We start from the raw sequence: 20,846 nt of genomic DNA, 5'->3' as shown, positions 1-20,846 counted from the left end.
CTTTTGTCCCATAATCGACTCTTTCGTATTAGCCCATCTATTCAGGTTGCGCTTGGCAGGTGTTTCCTCTAGCCTGAAAGAGGCTAGAAAGAGGACTTTGATATGAAAAAATTACTGCTTGTTGAAGATATGAAATTCTTTAATTCGCTGGTAGTTAAGCACGTAAAGCGAAATCTGGATATCGAAGTTGTATCTTGCGCCAACTATGCCGACGCGGTCGAAGCCCTGATGGCAGACACACAGGATTATTTTCTGGCTGTCCTGGATTTGAACCTGCCGGACGCCCCGGATGGTGAGATTGTTGATCTGGTGATCAGCCACAATATCCCGGTTGTTGTTTTCTCTGCCCATTTTGATGAAGACCTGCGTGATCAAATTTTATCGCGCAAAGTCATTGATTACGTTGTAAAACAAAACCCGTCCAGCCTGGATTATCTGGTTTCGCTTATTTCCCGGCTCTATTTCAACCGATATATCAAAGTGTTGGTTGTTGATGATTCAAGGACTGCACGTCAATATGTCTCTGATCTGATGGGGCAATATCAGTTCCAGGTCTTGAACGCCGCAAATGGCGAAGAGGCTCTTGAAGTTCTTAGGGACAATGAGGATGTTCAGCTTGTCATTACTGATTATCAGATGCCTAAAATGGATGGGTTTGAGCTCACGCGCGAAATCAGGCGACGCTACCCCAAACACAAGATCGGCATTATCGGGATTTCCACGACAGGCAGCAACGTACTGTCCGCCAAATTCATTAAGAACGGCGCCAATGATTTCCTGAACAAACCATTTCTGCGTGAAGAATTCTTCTGCCGCGTTTGCCAAAACGTAGAACTCATTGAGTTTATGAGCAATCTGCAGTCTGCTGCCACGCAGGACTTCCTGACCGGACTTCATAACCGACGTTTCTTAAGCGAGATTGGCAACAATTATACCGCACGTGCAATGCGCGATAGCATACCGATTTCCATTGCCCTGATCGATATTGATTATTTCAAAAAGATCAACGACACTTATGGCCACAGCGCGGGCGATGAAATCCTGATCCAAATCGGGGAACTACTGAATGAACGCTGTCGCCGTTCTGACGTTCTGGCCCGTTTTGGCGGAGAAGAATTCTGCGTCATTGCAAATAATCTACCCGCAGAAAATTCATTCCAGCTGTTTGATAATCTGCGTCAAATGATCGAAGAACATACCTTCAGCGTAAAAGAAATTTCTATCAAAATCACCGCAAGCATTGGCGTGTCTCATGACATCAAAAAAGATTTCAACGCCATGGTCGAAGATGCAGACAAAGCGCTTTATCAGGCCAAAGACAGTGGCCGTAACAAGGTTGTGATCTACCAGCCTGAGTAACGGCTTAGCTTAATCAGTCATCCTGTTTCAGCAAAACCTTTTTGGCTTTGCGCAACGCTGTCCACAGCGCAACCGCGACAATAGGCACACCGATCCCGGTGACAAGCGCTGGATCAAGCGGCACACCCAAGGCCTTGGCGCCTTTTGCCCCATAACCCAACAGGCCGATCAAATAGTAACTGATCGCGACCACAGACAAGCCTTCCACCGTTTCCTGAAGGCGAAGCTGAAGTTCGGCCCGCTTGTTCATGGCAGTCAGGACTTCCTGGTTCTGTTTTTCCAGTTCCACTTCCACACGGGCACGCAGAAGACTTGCCACCCGGCTGACTCGCTGAGAGAGCGCATGCTGACGTTGAGAGGTATGTTCACAAGTCTTCATGGCAGGTGCCATGCGTCGCTCAATCGTTTCCGTCAAGGTAGGCAGGCCTTGCAGGCGACCTTCGCGCAATTCCTGCAGGCGCTGCTGAACAATGGCATAATAAGCTCGTGTCGCCCCAAAACGATAGCTATTGGTCGCAGAAATCCCTTCTATTTCAGCTGCCAGCGTGGATAATTCGTCCAGCAACTGCCCATCAGTTTCCGGGGCCAGCTTATCAGACATCTTGGTGGCAATTTCTGCCAGCGCTTCGTCCACATATCGGATTTTTGGGCTGGATTCCCGCGCCAAAGGGAAGCCCAGCAAGGCAATGATGCGATAAGTTTCAATTTCCAGCACCCGCTGCACCGTGCGTCCGGCCTGACGTTCCGGCATGGTAATGTTGCGCATCAACACCCGCATGAAACGATCCTGATGCACGCGCATATCAGTCCAGAGCAATGCTGCCCCACCGGAAACCTCACAGCCCACATAGGTATTGCCTTCGAAATAACGTGAAAGCTCAATCTGACTGCGTTCTGGCGCGTCATTGCTTTCCAGTTCCAGGTGGACCGCGTTCATGACTTCGCCCGGCATTTTCTTCAGCCAATCTTTGGGCACAAACTCAATCACTGGATGAACAAACGGTTCTTCACAGGCTTCGTTTCTGAAAAAGGTATAGGTGGAAAATTCCGTATGGCGTTCCCAGCGCAGGCGAAACGGACCCATATCAGCGATAAAATGGTTGGTATCTTTGGAAGGCGCAGCGACGTCGAACTGCTCGCACAGTTTTTTCAAATGGCGAATTTCTTCGCGCGCACCATTTTCACCTGTAATGGTCGCGATGTGTGAAACACGTTCCGGCACGCTTAGGGCGATATAGGGCCGTGCGCGGATTTCTTTGTCCAGCGTGTCACGTAACGGATGTTCTTTGCCCAGATAAGCCATTCTAATTCCATACCTTATTGTTCTAATATTGCATTTGACGTAGAGCGCAAAGTGGTATTACCATTCCACTCAACTCTAAGACAAGTATTTTTTCATGAGTTTCTGTCATTTCCCTGTCGATATCCGGTTTTTGATGGCTTTTCCATTAAACCATGGTATGAAGCGACCATTCAGCCAGAAGGAAATATGTGATGAACGACAGCCAAGCGAAATCAGCCTACGGACTGGGTCGTGCTGCCCGCCTTAATCTTGTGTGGGAAATGCTCAATGAAATGGGCGAGACCGGGCGCAACATGGATGCCATCCTGTCCAGCCGTTTCAAACATCTGCAAGACAGCCTGGAACGTCGTGACCGTCGTGATCTGGAAAACCGCATACGTTCAGTTCTGCTGAACTATCGCAAGCTTCTGTGGTGGCTGAAAAAGATCAAGCTCGCGCCGACAATGCGCACCCTCTTGCTGGCTGACATGATCCTGTCTGAAAAAAGCGATATCGCCCAGCTGGAGAAACTTTGCAACGGCGCCCATAACCGCATGGACATGCTGCGCAAAGAAGAAATCGCCGGGCTAAAACGACTTTTGGGTCAGGACATGATCCATGAAGATATGAGCGAAGCTGTCATCGCAGATTGCCCGCAATGGGCTGAACAAGGCTTGAAAGAAGTTTTCGGGGATCACTTTACCGAAGAAATGCGCGCCCTTGGTAACAAACCCACAACGGATTTTCGCGTCAATACACTGCATGCCAGCCGTGACAATGTACGTGAAAGCCTCAGTCAACAGGGCTTTAAAACAGAAAACACACCACTTTCACCGGTTGGTCTACGCCAGATCCAACCCGGTGGCCCGCTGTTGTCGGAAACCGACGCCTTCCGGAAAGGCTGGGTGGAAGTTCAGGATGAAGGTTCCCAACTTGTCGCCCACCTGGTTGGCGCAAAAAAAAGCATGCAGGTCATTGATTTTTGCGCGGGCGCAGGCGGCAAGACATTGGCGATGGCAGCACAGATGGAAAACGGTGGTCACCTTGTGGCCTCTGACGTTCATTCAAAACGTCTGCAACGCGCCAAAGTACGTCTGAAACGTGCAGGCGTGGTCAATGCCGAACGCCGCCAGCTGGAAAACACCTTTGATAAGTGGGTCAAGAAAAGCAAGGGCAAGTTTGACCGCGTCCTGATCGATGCCCCTTGCAGCGGCACAGGTACCTGGCGTCGCAACCCGGATTCAAAATGGTCCAAAGATGAAACGGACCTCGCAGAACTGGTAAAACTGCAATCAGAGATTCTGCAAAGTGCCACCCGCCTTGCCAAATCCGGTGGTCGTGTAATCTATGCCACCTGTTCCCTGCTGCCCGAAGAAAATGAACGTCAGATCGAAGCCTTCCTGAAAGCCAACGACACGTTCAAACTGCTGAAAGCCAAAGACGTCTGGGCAGAACTGGATCTTGGGGATTATCCGTCTCGGCTGGAAAGTTATTTCCGCCTGACACCGTTACAGAACAACTGTGACGGCTTCTTTGCCTGTGTCCTTGAAAAACTCTAAAAGCTTGTCTTTTTCCTTTTGAGTGAATAACTTATTATCTAACGAGATAAGGTCAGGACCCATGGTAGTTAAAAAGAAAATCGAATCAGATATTCCGTGCCGTCACACGTTCCAAAGTGCGGTTGATCTCTTTTTGCAGCTGGCCAAGGAACAGGCACAGGACGGACAGGTCAGTGTGGATACGCTGGATTTTGTCGCTCAAGCCATTCAAAGCGACCCGGAAGTGCGCGAAAAATACTGTGATGCACAGATCGAACGCTGCGCCAGTCACATGCGCATGTCTATCCGCAACGCCCCACGGGTCAATGTCTATGGCCGCATTATCTCCCAACCCTTTGAACATCTATTGAAAAATGACCAGCCCGTTATGGCAAGTGCACAGCTGGCAAATTTCTTCCACGCCATCGAAGTTATTCTGGGCCGGGCGAAATATGAAACATTCATGGAACGATCCCTGCGTTTGATGGAAAACCGGTCACGCGACCTCGGCAGTAAGTTCACCTATATGGAACTGTATAAAGACCCGGAATGCTGGAACATCCGCTGGGACAGTTTTATGGCCCTGGCTGGATTTTTCGGCAAGTTCACCATGCGCAAGGACTGGTATAAACGGGTCATGCAAAGCGATCCGGAAACACCGGGTACAGGCATGGGACCGTTTCCGTTTTCTGACTTTCAGTTCAAAAGCCAAATGATGTGCATCTTTGGCGACTTCACCAATTTTGATGATGAAGAACAGGCCCTCTTTGAAGGGCGTTACAGCAAGAAAGAACGCAAAGAACTGTCCGCCTTCCTCGCCAACGTTGCCTCTATCGAAGAAGAGGGATGACCAAGCCCATCGCCCTGCCCGACTTTCCGGTCATCGAAACCTTCCCCGACCTGAAAGCCGCCCTTTCTAACCAGAACATCGCTATTTTGGAAGCCCCGCCCGGTGCGGGTAAAACGACGCTCGTCCCGCTTGCTTTACTTAACGAAGACTGGCTTTCCGGTCAAAAGATCATCATGCTGGAACCACGCCGTCTGGCAGCCAAAATGGCAGCAACCCGCATGGCCTCCATCATGGGAGAGAAATTGGGCGAAACCGTTGGCTATCGCATCCGTCAGGACAAAGAAATTGGCCCCAACACCCGCATTGAAGTGGTGACTGAAGGGATCCTCACCCGCATGATCCAGAATGATCCTGAACTGTCCGGCGTTGGTCTGGTGATCTTTGATGAATTTCATGAGCGCAACCTGCAAGGTGATCTAGGTCTCGCTTTTTGTCTGGAAACGCTGGAAGCCTTGCGCGATGACCTGCGTGTGCTGGTCATGTCGGCAACGCTTGATGGACAGGTTCTGTCTGAATTTCTGGATGGTGCCCAGCGCATCATCAGCGAGGGACGCGCCTTTCCGGTTGAAACACGCAACCTGCCACGCCCCGATAAATTCAGCCTGGCACAAGACACCGCATCTGCCGTTCGCAAAGCCATGCGGGAAGAAGACGGCAATATCCTCGTCTTCCTGCCCGGCGAAGGCGAAATCCGTAAAACAGAACAGCTGTTGAACGAGACCTATCACGGCCCATCCAACATCATCGTCGCGCCGCTTTATGGGGCCTTGCCGCCGAAACAACAGGACCTTGCGATTGCCCCCACCGAAAAAGGTGTGCGCAAGATCGTGCTGGCAACCACCATTGCCGAAACCAGCCTGACCATTGAAGGCATCCGAGTGGTGATTGATTGCGGCTTGAAACGGGTTTCACGCTTCGATGGGGCGCGTGCATTATCAAAACTGGAAACCGTGCGGGTATCCAAAGCCAGTGCAGAGCAACGCCGCGGGCGTGCCGGGCGGATGGAACCGGGCGTTTGTTATCAGCTTTGGCCCCGTGCAGAAACGCAAGCCTTGGCTGAACGTGATCGCCCGGAAATTCTGGAAGCCGATATCGCGCCCTTCCTTTTGGAACTCGCAGCCTGGGGGGTGAAAGACGCAAGCAGCCTGAAGTTCCTTGATCTGCCAACAGATAAGGTCATGGCAGATGCGCACGACCTGCTCAAAAAACTGAATGCATTGGATGAAGACCTAAGCCTCACCAAACATGGTGAACGCATGCAGCGCCTGGCTTTGCATCCCCGCCTTGCCCATATGGTGCTTGTAGCTTGTGATAACGCTGATGAAGATGGTTTGCTGGCCTGTGACATTGCCGCCACCTTACATGACGGACCGATCCTGAAAGGAAAGCAGGGCGGCGACCTGCGTGACAGCATCACCTGCCTGCAGGGCAATGGCAATGCGGCCAACGTTTCAAAGGCCGCCCTTTATCGTGCCAAAGACACCGCCAAAAGTCTGAAAGCCAAACAGAAACTGCCCAAAACTGCTGCTGCATCAGCCATGGAAACAGGGCGCATTCTGGCCCTGGCCTATCCAGACCGGATCGGTAAAATCAGGGGTAAAACCAGCTGTGATTACCTGCTCAGCAACGGAATGGGTGCAGCCTTGCGCGAAGATAACCCGTTGCGCGGCGAAGAGTTTCTGGTGGTCGCCCATCTGGATGGACAGGGGGCGAAGGGTCGCATCTTTACTGCCGCACCCATGCTGCAAAGTGATCTTGAAGCAAGCTTTGGCAACCAGATTGCCGAGGAAGATCATATCCAGTGGGATCAGCGATCTCAGGGGGCCATTGCCGAACGTCAAAAGAAATTCGGTGCCTTGGTTCTGAAATCCACCCCCATCAAAAACGTGGATCCCGAACAGATCAAACTGGCGCTCTGCAAAGGGATCCGTCAAGCGGGGCTCCATGTCTTGCCCTGGGAAAAAGAAACAGAAAACCTGTGCAATCGTCTAAAATTCCTGAAAAAACGGGATGATGAATGGCCGGATTACAGCGAAGACACCCTGGCCGAGACCCTTGAAGACTGGCTCGCCCCGTTTCTGGATGGATGCTCCAAACTGGATCATCTGAAAAAGATCGACCTGAACGCTGCTTTGCTGGCAGGCCTTAACTGGGACGATCAACAAAAGCTGAATAAGCTGGCCCCGACCCATTATCGCGTGCCCAGCGGATCAAACGTGCAACTTGATTACAGCAATCCAGATAAACCCGTCCTGAAAGTCAAACTGCAGGAAATGTTTGGCGAACCCCAGACACCGACCATCAATAACGGGACGGTTCCTCTTTGCATTCACCTGCTCTCACCTGCCGGGCGGCCTTTGCAAGTTACAGAAAACCTTGGAAGTTTCTGGCAGGAAGCGTACGATTCGGTCAAAAAGGAAATGAAGGGGCGCTACCCCAAGCATCCCTGGCCCGATAACCCCATTGAAGCCATCGCCACAGCCAAAACCAAACGGCACTTGCGATAATATTTTTCTTTTTAATAAGGGAATATGCGTATAAGGTTCAGAAACCTTACTTTTTTATGCACATGACTGTTGCTCAAATCGATAAACGTAAGGTAAAACTTGCATTAAGAATTTGAGGGAAGCATCTCGCGGTATTAGGAACTTAGTAAGATTTCACCCCTAGGATGTTAGTCACTGTACGCGGAATAACAAGAACGGCATAAGTTTAATGGATCTCGCAACACTAATTGGTATCTTTCTTGGCCTGGGCATTATCGTCGCCTCCATTATGATGGGTGGTGACATTGGATCCTTTATCAACATTCCGTCTATTGCGGTTGTATTCGGGGGTACGCTTGCAGCGACGCTGGTTAAATTCCCACTATCCAATTGTATCGCTGCCCTGAAAATCGGCGGCAAGATCGCATTTAAAAATTCTGCTGACGACCCTCGTTCCGTTTATGACATCGCCATCGAACTGGCTGGTATCGTGCGTCAAAAAGGCCTTCTGGGTCTGGAAAGTGTCACGGTTGAAAACGAACTGATGGCCCGTGGTATTCGCATGTGTGTGGATGGCATGGACGGCGCGGTGATCAAGGAAAGTATCACCAAAGAAGTCGATATGGCGATCAAGGCCGAAATGGCCGGGGAAAGTTTCTGGCGCGGAATCGGTGATATGGCCCCGGCATTCGGGATGATCGGTACACTGATCGGTCTGGTACAGATGCTTGCAAACCTGTCTGACCCCGCAGCCATTGGCCCTGCGATGGCGATTGCGATGTTAACGACATTCTACGGTGCGGTATTGGCCAACCTGGTTGCCATCCCGCTGGCCGACAAGCTCGAAATTAAAATCGACAATACCAAGAACACACGTGCTTTGATCATTGAAAGTGTCATGCAAATTCACGCTTCACAAAACCCGATGGTTCTGCAGGAACTGCTAGGCGTTTACCTGCCGGGCGGCAAGCCTGCCGAAGCAGACGACGAATAAGCTATAGGACGCTGAGACGCACATGGCTGAAGAAGAAAAGAAATGCCCCCCGACGGGCTCCCCTGCATGGATGGCAACATTTGCCGACCTAATGTCCCTGCTGTTGGTTCTTTTCGTGCTTCTGCTGACTTTCTCGGAAATGAACGTTATCAAATACAAGCAAATGGCAGGCGCCATGCGCAATGCCTTTGGTATTTCAAAACAGGATCGCCTGGCGGGCGTGATTGAAATTGACGGTCAGCTGGAACGCAAAGTCGCGCGTAACGTTTCCCCCACCAAAACACCGACCCCGACCGTATCCATGGATATCCCGGATACAACGGATGAAGAAGTCTTTGAAATTGATCCTCAGGAAAGCCCTGAGGAACAGGCCGAAGACGTTGAAAACGAAGTGGCGAAAATCATTGCCGAAGAAGCAGCCGAACAGGGTGTGGAAGTTGAAAAAGACGGCAATGAAGTTAAAATCCGCTTCCCAAGTGAAATTGCCTTTGGGTCCGGTTCAGCCAATATTGGTGGTGCCTTCGCCGATCTTCTGGACAAACTCACTGACGTGATTAAAAAATCACAAGGCCAAGTCCTTGTAGGTGGTCACACAGATAATATCCCGCTTGGCGGCGGTGGTCCTTACAGATCAAACTGGGAACTGTCGGCCGCACGTGCGACTTCCGTGGTGCATCACTTCCTCAATTATTCAGATATCGCACCTGATAAAATGGCTGTACAAGGCTTTGGCGACAGCCGACCGCTCGTTCCAAACGACAGTCCTGAAAATCGTGCCAAGAACCGTCGCGTAGAGATCACACTCGTTTTAGGCGAGAAAGAGCGCGCACAGGCCAATAACGTCCAAAACCAGCTGGAAAGCGTTTTCGGACCACGCCCAGATTCAGGTCTCAAATAAATCTAATCTTACGGTTGAATTGATTTCATTAGAGGGTATGATAGTAAAAAAATACTCTTGAATATAACGACCATAAAATAAGACCAGTATGAGCGATTTTAATTTCAGTAACTATAAGGTACTGTTGTGCGACGACGATCCTGATGCGATTGATATCGCACGCACGACTTATTTAGACGCTGATATTGGCGATTTTGTCGCAACGCCATCGCCTGATGAAGCGTTGAAACATATCCCAAAAATGAAACCGGACGTTATCCTGATTGCGCTTAAGCTGCGCACTGCCAACGGTATCAACGTTATTCAGAAAATCCGCGGGCTGAACGATGGGGAATTTTACAAAACACCCGTTTTAATGCTCTTGGAAAAAGTATCCCAAAACATGCTGCGCGAAGCGTGCCGCGCCGGAATTGAAGGGGCGTTGCGCAAACCACTGAGCGGATCAAAGATTCTGCGTTTCTCGCGTGCTGTAATTCAAAAGCCACGCCGGTTTATCTGTGTGCGCCACTATTTCGGCCCGGAACGACGGTCGCGCGATGACCCCCACTTTAACGGGGAAGATCGTCGTAATGGTCTGACAGCCGAAGATATGTCCACCGATACGTTCACCCGCGCACACCGCCCGGCAGCAGTCACACCGGGCCAGAGTTCCCTTGGTGGCGGTGCTGTTCTATCCGGTGGCACTTCTGGTGGCGCATCCAGCGGGGGCAGTGCAGGTAATCCAGACTGGGGCACAAGTCAGACCAAACCAAAGGCCGATGGCGGCGTTATGGAATTTGGAGCTGGCGGTGCTGGTGGGGCCTCACGTGGTGGAGCGTCCAATGGCAATTACGATCTGACAGGTGGGCCAGTATCGGGGAAATCCGGCTCAGGGACTGAGATTGACTTTACATCTGAAGATAAGCCCAAGGCCAACACAGACTTTGACTATGGCACCTCGGAAACCAAAGCAGAATCAGGTTATGATGACGTACCGATAAGCAAAGATAAGAAAAAAGCCAAAGCCGCTGATGATCTAACCGCAGCAGAAGAGGCAGCAAAAAAGAAAACAGAAGAAGCTGCCGCTGAAAAACAGGCCCAGAAAGAAGAGAAAGTCGAAGCGGCCGAGCCAACAGGTCCGGACAGCGACGACTTTGAAGAGATCATGGACCTGGACGAATGTCTTGACCTGCATAAAACCTGGGTCAACAGTGGTGGTAAACTGGGCCAGCAGGCCAATCGTCCGCATTCTGATTTCCGGGGACAGGAACTGGAAGGGGCTGACTTTACACGCGCCATTCTGCCGCAATCCAACTTTGAAGAAGTCGATTGCACCAGCGTGGTCTTGCGTAAGGCGGACCTGAGCGGCTCCACCTTCAAGAAAGCCTTGCTCAACAGTGCGGACCTACGTGTATCACGCCTGTCCAAAGCCGATATGCGCAACGCCCGAATGGACAGAGCCAACTTGTTAGGGGCCGACCTGACCGGGGCAAATCTGGAAGGCGCAACATTACGTGGGGTAAATTTAAGTGGGGCGAACCTCAGCCGCACCAACCTGCGCGGCGTGAACCTGAGCAGTTGTCAGGGCTTGATTTCTGAACAGATCAAACGCGCGATTACGGATCAGACGACGACCCTGCCCTTAAGTGCGCGAACTTCGTCTTAACAGTGCCTGCATCATTTCTTCCTCGCTTAACCGTACGGGTAGAACCTGATCATCCCAGTCATCCAATTGGTTCTGGCAAATGGCGCTGAGATCGCGTGGAGAGATTTCCATCTTTTCCATTTCCAGACGGGCAACCCAGCGACGCAAAGTCCCGATCAGGGATGCATAAGCTTCTTCCCGATCTTCAAAGGGACGCCCAGCCAAAAGTTCCCCAATCATGGCATATTTGTCCATGGCTTCCGCGTCCGGCAGGCGATCACTTAACAGATCGATTTGAATATCAGTGATTTCAGCACAAATGGTCGCACTGGACTGGGCATAGCTCAGCGATGTTTTCTGTTCGATCGCCGCGGCCAATTGATGGGTCAGGCCAAATCCCGCCTGCCCGGACCCAACACCTGCAATGAGGGAAGCATAAAACACGTCATCCCTGCCCCAAGTCTCACCCTCAACCCCTGCAACAAAACCACGGGCAAAAGCTTCCAGACCGGACCAAATCAACGCATCCGACAGCACGGATGCCTTGGGTGATACATAGGCTTCCATCAATAGGGTCAACACACCAAGGGCGCGTGAAGCAAAATCATCACGGGCCATCTCATCAATAAAGGATGGATCACCAATGGTTATAGAAGGTACCAAGCTGGCTTTCTGGGTTTCTTCATAGGCACTTTCACCACCAAAAATCACCCCGTTCATAGCCGCCCCCGTGCCTGCGGTCGTGGGGATGGCGATATGAGGAAGACCGTCGGACAACAGTTTGCCCACATCAATGGCTCGGCTGCCGCCAATGGAGATCACACAATCGAAATCAGATACGTCAATATCAGCACTGATTTGCTTTGCCGCTTCTTCCGTCTGTTTACCGCCTGCCGAAACAGACGTCACTGTATGACCGAAAACCATTAGATGATCGGTCACATCCTTGATCAGACTGGGATGGTTCTGTGCATAAAGTCCCCCAACCAAAAGCACACGTGTGCCAAAGGGTTTGAGCCTTTGTGGCAAATTTTGAAACACATCGCGTCCGAAGATCAATTCGGGAATACCGTTAGAAACGAAACCATTGACCATAAACTGAGCACCCGTTGTTTATTCTTTGCAACATCCTAAGACAGTTATTTCAAAAAATCCAAAACAGATTTTTTATTTTCGCGGCTTGAAAGTGACCTATAGGTAACCAATATGCCTAATAAGGAGGAATTAATCATGTCTGATGAAGAATTTTTCAGCGTCCCCCAACTCGCCAAAGAACTGGGCATAACGCCACGGGCCATCCGCTTTTATGAAACCAAAGGCCTGCTCACCCCCGCACGTGCTGGGGCCACCCGGGTTTATACCAAGCGTGACCGCGCCCGACTGATCCTGATTTTGCGCGGCAAGCGGCTGGGATTCAGTCTCGCCGAAATCCATGATTTCCTTGACCTTTATGAAAGCAAAGGCAAACAGGGCGACCAGTTACAGCTGTTGGTCAGAAAGGTGCGCAACCGTATCAAGGACCTGGAAGAACAGCGCATCGAGCTGGATCGCGTTCTAAACGAGCTCAAAAACATTGAAAAACAATCCCTTGCAACCCTCGGACCCGATTTTGAAACAGAGGTGGCCCCATGAAAAACGTCATCATTTCCTCCTATACCCGCACGCCCTTTCATTTTGCCACCAAAGGGGCATTGACCAAAGTCCGCCCGGATGATTTAGGCGCTGCGGTGGTTAAAAGCCTTTTGGCAAAATCAAACATCAACCCGGATGATATCGAAGACCTGATCTGCGGTTGCTCCTTCCCCGAAGGCGAACAGGGGCTGAACCTTGCCCGCATGATCGGTCTTTTAGCTGGCCTGCCGCAATCTGTTTCAGCTGTGACGGTCAATCGCTTCTGCGGATCAAGCATGCAGTCCGTCCATCAGGCAGCCGGGGCCATTCAGATGGGCGCGGGCGAGGCATTTATGTGCATTGGCGTGGAAAGCATGACACGGGTGCCTGTAATGGGTTTCAACCCGATGCCCAACCCGGCGCTTTATCAATCCCTGCCCCAAGCCTATATGGGGATGGGCGAAACAGCAGAAAATGTCGCAACGAAATATGGCATAACACGCGCTGCCCAAGAAGAATTCGCCATCGCATCCCACCAAAAGGCGGCGCGCGGTGATTTCACAGACGAAATCGTTGCCATTGGTGATATCGGCACAGACGGCTGTATCCGACCTGATGCCAATGCAGGTGATCTTGCCCTCTTAAAACCTGCCTTTGATGCCAATGGTACAGTCACTGCCGGAACGTCTTCGCCCTTAACCGATGGCGCTGCCGGCGTGCTGGTTGTATCCGAAGATTATGCAGACGCCCACAATCTGCCCAAGCTTGCGCGCATCAAATCAGTTGCCGTATCCGGGTGCGCACCTGAACTGATGGGTATGGGACCTGTCGGGTCCACACAAAAAGCCTTAAGCCGCGCCGGATTGTCGGTCAATGATCTGGATATCATCGAGATTAACGAAGCTTTTTCCAGCCAGGCCCTTGCCAGTATTTCTGAACTGGGCCTGGACATGGACAAGATTAATCTGGACGGCGGGGCCATCGCCCTTGGTCACCCCCTTGGGGCCACGGGCGCACGGATCGTTGGCAAGGCAGCAAGCCTTATGCAGCGTGAAGGCAAACAATACGGCCTTGCCACCCAATGTATCGGTGGCGGCCAGGGCATCGCAACCGTGTTGGAGGCTGCATCATGAACACCTCCATCAACAAAGTCTGCGTCATCGGCGCAGGCGTCATGGGGGCCAATATCGCAGCCCACGTCGCCAATGCAGGCCATGAGGTCCTGCTGCTGGATATCGTTGAAGATGCAGCCGCCAAAGCCATCCAGAAAATGCTGAAAGCCAACCCGGCACCTTTGATGCATAAACGCAATGCCAAGCTGATCACACCTGGAAACCTGGAAGAACACCTGCCCCTGATTTCGGATTGCGACTGGGTTGTCGAAGCCATTGTGGAACGACTGGATTTAAAACAGGATCTTTATAAAAAGATCGATGAAATACGCAAAGGCGGCTCTATCGTGTCGTCCAACACCTCCACCCTGCCCCTGTCATTACTGACAAAGGGAATGAGTGAGGATTTTACCAAAGACTTCATGATCACCCATTTCTTCAATCCCCCACGCTACATGCGCCTGCTGGAGATCGTCAAAAGTGGCGCTACGGATCAAACAGCAGTCAACGCAATGGAAGCATTCGCAGACCTGAAACTGGGGAAATCCATTGTGTTCTGCAAAGATCGCCCCGGCTTCATCGCCAATCGTCTGGGCGTTTTCTGGCTGATGTGCGCGGCCCTTGAAGCCTTTGATCAGGGATTAAGTGTGGAAGAAGCCGACAGCGTGATCGGCAAACCGATGGGCATCCCCAAAACAGGCGTCTTCGCCCTATTAGATATGGTCGGGCTGGACCTGATGCCCCATGTGATCGGGTCCATGGTGCAGGCCCTGCCCGAAACGGACGCCTTCTGCCAAATCCACAAGCCTATGCCGTTGGTGGAAAAAATGATTGGGGATGGCTATACGGGACGTAAAGGCAAGGGCGGCTTTTACCGACTGGATAAAAAACGCAACAAGGAAGGGATTGACCTTGCAAGCGGTGACTACCGCCGCAGCATCAAGTCTACGCTGGCAAGTGCCAAACTGAAAGGCATCAAGAAACTGGTCAGCCACCCCGATAAAGGCGGAAAATATGCCTGGTCCGTCATGGCCCAGACACTTTGTTATGCCTGTAATCTGGTGGGCGAAGCAGCAGATACCATCGCTGATATCGATGAGGCCATGCGCCTTGGCTATAACTGGAAATTCGGTCCCTTCGAGCTGATCGATATGATGGGCGCAGACTGGTTTGCAGCAAAGCTTGAAGAAGACGGATATGACGTCCCTGTCATCATCAAAACCGCCAATGGACAACCATTTTACAAAATCGAAAAAGGCAAACGCCAGCAGATGACGTTGGAAAGTGATTACATCCCGGTCACCCGCCCAGATGGTGTTGTCTTGCTGGAAGACATCAAACGCACAGACAAACCTTTGCTAAAAAACGGCTCAGCCTCGCTGTGGGATATTGGTGATGGGGTGGTCTGTTTTGAATTCACGTCCATGATGAACTCCCTGGACGGGGCCATCATGGAGCTGATGCAGAAATCCCTCGCGCTTGTGGCTAAAGAATATAAAGCAATGGTGATCTATAACGAAGGTACCAACTTTTCGGTCGGGGCCAATCTGGGCATCGCCCTTTTCACCGCCAACATCGCCGCCTGGTCTGAACTGGAAGGCATGGTCAAAGGTGGGCAGGACACCATGAAAACCATCAAATACGCCCCCTTCCCCGTTGTCGGTGCCCCATCGGGCATGGCGTTGGGTGGCGGTTGTGAATTTTTGCTACATTGTGATGCGGTTCAGGCGCACGCAGAAACCTATACCGGACTGGTCGAAGTCGGCGTCGGCATCATTCCGGCCTGGGGGGGATGCAAAGAAATGCTGGCCCGCTGGACCACGCATCCAAAATACGCCAAGGGCCCTATGCCTGCAGCCAGTAAAATCTTTGAAAATGTCGGCACAGCCAAGGTAGCGACCTCTGCCTTTGAAGCCAAAGACATGATGATCGTTAATCATAATGATACCGTCACCATGAACCGGTATCGCCTGCTGGCAGATGCGAAAGCCAAAGCCCTGTCGCTGGTGGACGGATACAAAGCACCAGAAGAGACCACCTTTCATCTCTCTGGTGAAAGTGGGCGCGTCGCTTTCAAAATGGCCGTGCAGAATTTCGTCAAAACCGGACATGCCACGCCCCATGATTTGGTGGTGTCCGAACACCTCGCCCACGTTTTAACAGGTGGGGAAGACGGCGATATGACGCAGGAACAATCCGAAGACGATATCCTGACCTTGGAGCGCAAACATTTTATGACACTGGTACGCACGCCCGACACATTGGCGCGGGTTGAACATATGCTGTTAACCAACAAACCGCTGAGGAATTGAGATATGGCCAGATATACCGCCCCAATCCGCGATATGCAGTTTGTGCTTTATGAATTGTTTAACGCCAATGAACTGACCGACCTGCCCACATATGAAGAGGCCAGCCGCGATCTGGTTGATCCGGTTTTAGAGGAAGCGGGCAAGCTCTGTTCAGACGTGCTCTATCCCATCAACCGAACAGGCGATGAAGAAGGCTGTATCCGTCATGAGGATGGCAGCGTGACCACACCCGACGGGTTCAAGGAAGCCTACAATATGTTTAGTGAGGGCGGCTGGACCGGCATGGCTTGCGCTGCTGAATATGGCGGCATGGGATTGCCCAAGACCGTGACTTCCCTGATCAATGAAATGATCTGTTCAGCCAACCTGTCTTTTGGCATGTATCCGGGTCTTACCTATGGGGCCTATAAGGCCATAGCGGCACATGGATCGGATGATCTGAAAGACACTTACCTGCCCAACATGGTTTCTGGCAAATGGTCTGGCACCATGTGTCTGACCGAACCCCATTGCGGGACCGACCTGGGCCTGATCCATACCAAAGCCATTCCCCATGACAATGGGTCCTATGCGGTCACCGGAACCAAGATATTCATCTCCGCAGGCGAGCATGACCTCTCAGAAAACATCATCCATCTGGTCCTTGCCAAATTACCCGATGCGCCACCCGGCACCAAAGGTATCAGCCTGTTTATCGTGCCCAAACTAATTGAAGGTCAATCCAATCAGGTCACCTGCGGGGCCATTGAACATAAGATGGGCATCAAGGCGTCGAGCACCTGTGTGATGAATTTTGATGGTGCACAAGGCTGGCTGGTGGGTGAACCCCATAAAGGCATGTCGTATATGTTCACCATGATGAACCAGGCCCGTCTGGACGTGGGCATTCAAGGTCTGGGTCTCGCCGAAGTCGCCTATCAGGGGGCAGTTGATTATGCCCGTGAACGTCTGCAGGGCCGATCCATCACAGGCGTTAAATACCCGGACAAGCCCGCTGATCCCATCATTGTCCATCCGGACGTGCGTCGCATGCTTTTGACCCAACGTAGCTATATCGAAGGGGCACGGGCCATGGCGGTCTGGGTCGCCATGAAAATTGATCATATGCTGAAGAACCCGGATGAGGCACGACGCAAACAGGCCGATGAGTTCGTCCAGTTGATGACCCCCATCGTCAAATCGCTCTTTACAGATATCGGGTTTGACTGCGCCAATATCGGGGTGCAGGTCTATGGCGGGCATGGGTTTATCCGCGAACATGGCATGGAACAATATGTGCGCGATGCCCGCATCACCCAGATTTACGAAGGCACCAACGGTATTCAGGCGCTTGATCTGATTGGACGCAAAATGCCGCAAAAAGCCGGCGGTCTGCTGCGTCATTTCTTCCATCCGGTACAAGATTATATCGAAGCCAATATCCATCGTGACGACGTCAAAGCCCTTGCCAAAGCCTTTGGACGATTGCAGCGCGCAACGGGCTTCCTCGCACAGGTCGGATTGAAAAACCCGGAAGATGCCGCAGCTGGGGCAACCGAATATGCCCGCCTCTTCGGGCTGGTCGCCCTAGCCTACATGTGGTGCAGGATGGTGGAAAGCTCAATCGGTAAAGAAGATACTTTTTATCTGGCAAAGCTGGACACAGCCGCCTTCTTCATGCAGAAGATACTCCCACAGAACAGTTCGCTCTTTGCCTCCATCATGGCAGGGGGTGAATCGACCATGGGATTTGAGGAAGACGCATTTTAATGACGAATTTAAAGGGGAAGACCCTGTTTGTCTCCGGCGCAAGTCGGGGCATCGGGCTGGAGATTGCCAAACGCTGTGCAGCCGATGGTGCAAACGTCGCATTGCTCGCCAAAACAGATACGCCGCACCCCAAACTCCCCGGCACCATCCATACGGCGGCGGAGGAGATCAAGGCTGCGGGCGGCAATGCCTTGCCCATGGTGGTTGATATCCGGGATGAAAACGCCGTGCAAAAAGCCGTGGATCAGACGGTCGCACATTTCGGTGGGATTGACATTTGCATCAATAACGCCAGTGCCATTTCCCTGACCGGAACGCTGGAAACACCCATGAAGCGATTTGACTTGATGCATCAGATCAACACGCGCGGCACCTATGCAGTCTCCCAAGCCTGTATCCCGGCGCTTCTGAAGTCGGACAATCCCCATATCCTCAATCTGTCCCCGCCCTTAAATATGGATGCCAACTGGTTCAAGGACCATACCGCCTATACCATCGCCAAATACGGCATGAGCATGTGCGTGCTGGGTATGGCAGAAGAATTTCGCGGGCAAATCGGGGTCAATGCATTATGGCCGCGCACCGTCATCAACACCGCTGCCATCGCCATGATCGAAGGGGTGGATGCCAGGGGGTGTCGCACACCGGATATTGTGGCGGACGCGGCTTATGAAATCTTCAAACGTGATGCCAAAACCTGTACCGGGAACTTCTTCATGGATGACGAAGTTCTGGCCGAAGCAGGCATCACCGATCTTACCAAATATGCCGTCGATCCCGAGGCTGAACTTTTAAAAGACCTGTTCCTATGATGAAAACTGATGTCCTGATTATTGGTGCGGGCGCTGCCGGCATGATGTGCGCGATTGAGGCAGGAAAACGCGGCCGCAAAGTGCTGGTGATTGACCATGCCAAAAAACTGGCGGAAAAAATCCGCATTTCCGGCGGGGGGCGCTGCAATTTCACCAACATGGATGTGCAGCCAAAAAACTTCATCTCCCAGAACCCGCATTTCTGTAAATCCGCGCTCAAACGCTATACCAACTGGGATTTCATCAGCCTGATTTCAGAATATAACATCACCTATCATGAACGCGATCACGGGCAACTCTTCTGTGACGACAGCGCGCAACTGATCATCGATATGCTGTCCGGACAATGCCGCAAGGCAGGCGCTGAAATCCGCCTCAACACCAAGGTCGAAGGCGTCACCAAGAACGATACGGGCTTTTTGATCATGACCGATGAGACCGAGATCGAATGCGAACATCTCGTCATCGCAACTGGTGGGCTGTCCATCCCCAAGATCGGGGCGAGCAATTTCGGGCTGAAACAAGCCGAAGTTATGGGGCTGAACGTCATCCATCCCCGCCCGGCCCTTGTGCCCTTTACCTTTGACCACGACACCACGCAAAAGCTCAACGGCTTTGCAGGTATCTCTCTGGATGCCGAGATCACCTGCAACAAGATGTCATTCCGCGAGGCTCTGTTGTTCACCCACAAAGGCATCAGCGGCCCGTCTGTTTTACAAATCTCATCCTACTGGTCACCGGGCGATGAAGTGCATATCAACCTGCTGCCCGGCACCGACCTGTTTGAAAAACTCAAAGAGGCCAAACAGAACAACCCAAAGCAGGAAGCCAAAACCATGCTGGCAACCCTCCTTCCCAAACGCCTCGCCCACCGACTGGTGGAAATCAGCGACTGCACAGGCCGACTGGCCGAACTGCCGGATAAAAAGTTCCGAGCGCTCGCCACATCCGTCAACGACTGGACCCTGCTCCCCAGCGGCACCGAAGGCTATCGCACCGCAGAAGTCATGTCCGGCGGCGTGGACACCAACGAGCTGTCGTCAAAAACATTCGAAACCAAAAAAATCCCCGGCCTCTTCTTCATCGGCGAAGTCCTGGATGTAACCGGACACTTGGGAGGCTACAACTTCCAATGGGCCTGGTCGTCCGGGTACTGTGCGGGGCAGTATGTTTGAGATTTCTGAGTAAGCAGCTATATAATTTTTAGACGACAAAGTATCTTCAAAAATCGAATATTCCCTCTAACCCTTCCATATGCCAGTATAGGACAAATTTAAATATTGGGTAATATGATGACTTCTTTCTCAATCAGAACAGCAATCATAGGCTTAATAATTTCTACGGGCTTTTTAAACCCGGTGAAAGCTGAAACCACACAACAACGTTTCCAGAAAGCGGTAATCACGAAAGACTGTGACCAAATTAGACACTTACTGCCGAAATTGCTGAGTGAGAATAAATTCTATTTCAACACGTTAGCCAATTATCATGAGAGAGGTTTTTGCTTCCCTCAAAATGATTCAAAAGCCTTTAAAGCATATTCTCAAGCACCTACAAAAGTTTCAAGCATCCCCTTATTCAAGATGGCATTAATGTATGCAGAAGGTAGAGGCATTGAAAAGAATAATGATAAATCACAAGACCTTATTAAACGCGGGCTAGCGCATGAGGTACGGAGAACCTATGATTTTAAGGGTATTAGAGGTTCCCTTGAATTTCTTCTGGACACCCAAGAATTCCCAGAATTCTTGGAAAATGAATTAACGAAATTAGAGACTATAGAAGAAAATCCCGCTGAAAAGATGGAATTCGCATTAGATCTGATAGAGAAAAAAGACAACCCTGAAGATGTAAAAGCAGGCATGAATTTATTAGAAAATTTGGCCCACCAAAAAAAACATACTGAAGCAACATACCAATTAGCCTTAATTGAATATTCAAACCAAAATAACAAAGAAGGCTTTTTCAGTTTGGTTTCTGCAGCCCAAAAAGGACATGCCGAAGCACAAGTCATGCTGGGAAAACTGGGGTTTGAAGGACAAAAAGCACATTTAAGTCGCGCAAGCTCCTACGCCATGCTCCTTCGTGCATATTCTGTTGGTGCAATTTCTGAAAAAGAATTATTGAGTTGACCCGTCCTAAAATACGTTGACGGTTTTAGGTTAAGCCCGTTGCTTTTGGCAGCGGGCTTTTCTGTGCATTTGGTTTGGCGTTTTCAT

16 protein-coding genes are annotated in these 20,846 nt (G+C 51.2%); 14 read left to right on the top strand and 2 right to left on the bottom strand.

Features of this window, described 5'->3' with window-relative positions:
- The first annotated feature begins 102 nt into the window (after positions 1 to 102).
- Positions 103 to 1,359 (top strand): diguanylate cyclase, encoded by a 1,257-nt coding sequence (locus RYZ26_RS18265; protein ID WP_317684692.1) that lies wholly within the window; start codon positions 103 to 105, stop codon positions 1,357 to 1,359.
- Between the two features lie 13 nt (positions 1,360 to 1,372).
- Here the strand turns inward: RYZ26_RS18265 and RYZ26_RS18260 are convergent, their stop codons facing one another.
- Positions 1,373 to 2,662, bottom strand: a complete 1,290-nt coding sequence (locus RYZ26_RS18260) for a DUF3422 family protein (protein WP_317684691.1) — start codon at positions 2,660 to 2,662, stop codon at positions 1,373 to 1,375.
- Between the two features lie 191 nt (positions 2,663 to 2,853).
- Between RYZ26_RS18260 and RYZ26_RS18255 the strand changes: the two genes are divergently transcribed.
- The 6 genes from RYZ26_RS18255 (at position 2,854) to RYZ26_RS18230 (ending at position 11,052) form a co-directional block, all read left to right on the top strand.
- Entirely contained in the window at positions 2,854 to 4,200 is a 1,347-nt protein-coding gene (locus RYZ26_RS18255) for an RsmB/NOP family class I SAM-dependent RNA methyltransferase (protein ID WP_317684690.1), read from the top strand.
- Positions 4,201 to 4,261: 61 nt separating this feature from the next.
- Positions 4,262 to 5,029, top strand: a complete 768-nt coding sequence (locus tag RYZ26_RS18250) for a hypothetical protein (protein ID WP_317684689.1) — start codon at positions 4,262 to 4,264, stop codon at positions 5,027 to 5,029.
- Entirely contained in the window at positions 5,026 to 7,536 is a 2,511-nt protein-coding gene (gene hrpB / locus RYZ26_RS18245) for an ATP-dependent helicase HrpB (RefSeq protein ID WP_317684688.1), read from the top strand. The genes RYZ26_RS18250 and hrpB overlap by 4 nt, the downstream gene beginning before the upstream one ends.
- Before the next feature lie 208 nt (positions 7,537 to 7,744).
- On the top strand, positions 7,745 to 8,509 hold the full coding sequence (locus RYZ26_RS18240; protein WP_317684687.1) for a MotA/TolQ/ExbB proton channel family protein: 765 nt from the start codon (positions 7,745 to 7,747) through the stop codon (positions 8,507 to 8,509).
- A gap of 22 nt (positions 8,510 to 8,531) precedes the next feature.
- Entirely contained in the window at positions 8,532 to 9,407 is an 876-nt protein-coding gene (locus tag RYZ26_RS18235) for a flagellar motor protein MotB (RefSeq protein WP_317684686.1), read from the top strand.
- Positions 9,408 to 9,495: 88 nt separating this feature from the next.
- The gene (locus tag RYZ26_RS18230) at positions 9,496 to 11,052 is read left to right on the top strand and encodes a pentapeptide repeat-containing protein (protein WP_317684685.1); all 1,557 of its coding nucleotides are present in this window, start codon (positions 9,496 to 9,498) and stop codon (positions 11,050 to 11,052) included.
- Here the strand turns inward: RYZ26_RS18230 and RYZ26_RS18225 are convergent.
- Positions 11,029 to 12,126, bottom strand: coding sequence for an iron-containing alcohol dehydrogenase (locus RYZ26_RS18225; RefSeq protein ID WP_317684684.1), 1,098 nt, complete (start codon positions 12,124 to 12,126; stop codon positions 11,029 to 11,031). The genes RYZ26_RS18230 and RYZ26_RS18225 overlap by 24 nt on opposite strands.
- Positions 12,127 to 12,261: 135 nt before the next feature.
- Between RYZ26_RS18225 and RYZ26_RS18220 the strand changes: the two genes are divergently transcribed.
- The 7 genes from RYZ26_RS18220 (at position 12,262) to RYZ26_RS18190 (ending at position 20,759) form a co-directional block, all read left to right on the top strand.
- Entirely contained in the window at positions 12,262 to 12,663 is a 402-nt protein-coding gene (locus tag RYZ26_RS18220; protein ID WP_317684683.1) for a MerR family transcriptional regulator, read from the top strand.
- Positions 12,660 to 13,775: a thiolase family protein gene (locus tag RYZ26_RS18215; protein WP_317684682.1), complete on the top strand. Its 1,116-nt coding sequence runs from the start codon at positions 12,660 to 12,662 to the stop codon at positions 13,773 to 13,775. The genes RYZ26_RS18220 and RYZ26_RS18215 overlap by 4 nt, the downstream gene beginning before the upstream one ends.
- The gene (locus RYZ26_RS18210) at positions 13,772 to 16,066 is read left to right on the top strand and encodes a 3-hydroxyacyl-CoA dehydrogenase/enoyl-CoA hydratase family protein (RefSeq protein WP_317684681.1); all 2,295 of its coding nucleotides are present in this window, start codon (positions 13,772 to 13,774) and stop codon (positions 16,064 to 16,066) included. Before RYZ26_RS18215 ends, RYZ26_RS18210 begins: the two co-directional genes overlap by 4 nt.
- 3 nt (positions 16,067 to 16,069) lie before the next feature.
- A complete protein-coding gene (locus RYZ26_RS18205; protein ID WP_317684680.1) occupies positions 16,070 to 17,815 on the top strand; it encodes an acyl-CoA dehydrogenase C-terminal domain-containing protein in 1,746 nt (581 codons plus the stop codon).
- A complete protein-coding gene (locus tag RYZ26_RS18200; RefSeq protein WP_317684679.1) occupies positions 17,815 to 18,627 on the top strand; it encodes an SDR family oxidoreductase in 813 nt (270 codons plus the stop codon). Before RYZ26_RS18205 ends, RYZ26_RS18200 begins: the two co-directional genes overlap by 1 nt.
- On the top strand, positions 18,624 to 19,802 hold the full coding sequence (locus RYZ26_RS18195; protein WP_317684678.1) for a BaiN/RdsA family NAD(P)/FAD-dependent oxidoreductase: 1,179 nt from the start codon (positions 18,624 to 18,626) through the stop codon (positions 19,800 to 19,802). Before RYZ26_RS18200 ends, RYZ26_RS18195 begins: the two co-directional genes overlap by 4 nt.
- A 105-nt stretch (positions 19,803 to 19,907) precedes the next feature.
- Positions 19,908 to 20,759 carry an SEL1-like repeat protein gene (locus tag RYZ26_RS18190; RefSeq protein WP_317684677.1) on the top strand — a complete coding sequence of 284 codons (852 nt, stop codon included), beginning with the start codon at positions 19,908 to 19,910 and terminating at the stop codon, positions 20,757 to 20,759.
- Positions 20,760 to 20,846 lie beyond the last annotated feature (87 nt).

It is taken from the genome of Terasakiella sediminum, from assembly GCF_033100395.1.
Lineage (GTDB): Bacteria > Pseudomonadota > Alphaproteobacteria > Rhodospirillales > Terasakiellaceae > Terasakiella.
Note: the sequence above shows the minus strand (reverse complement) of the source record. Positions and strands in the feature narration are given on the sequence as shown.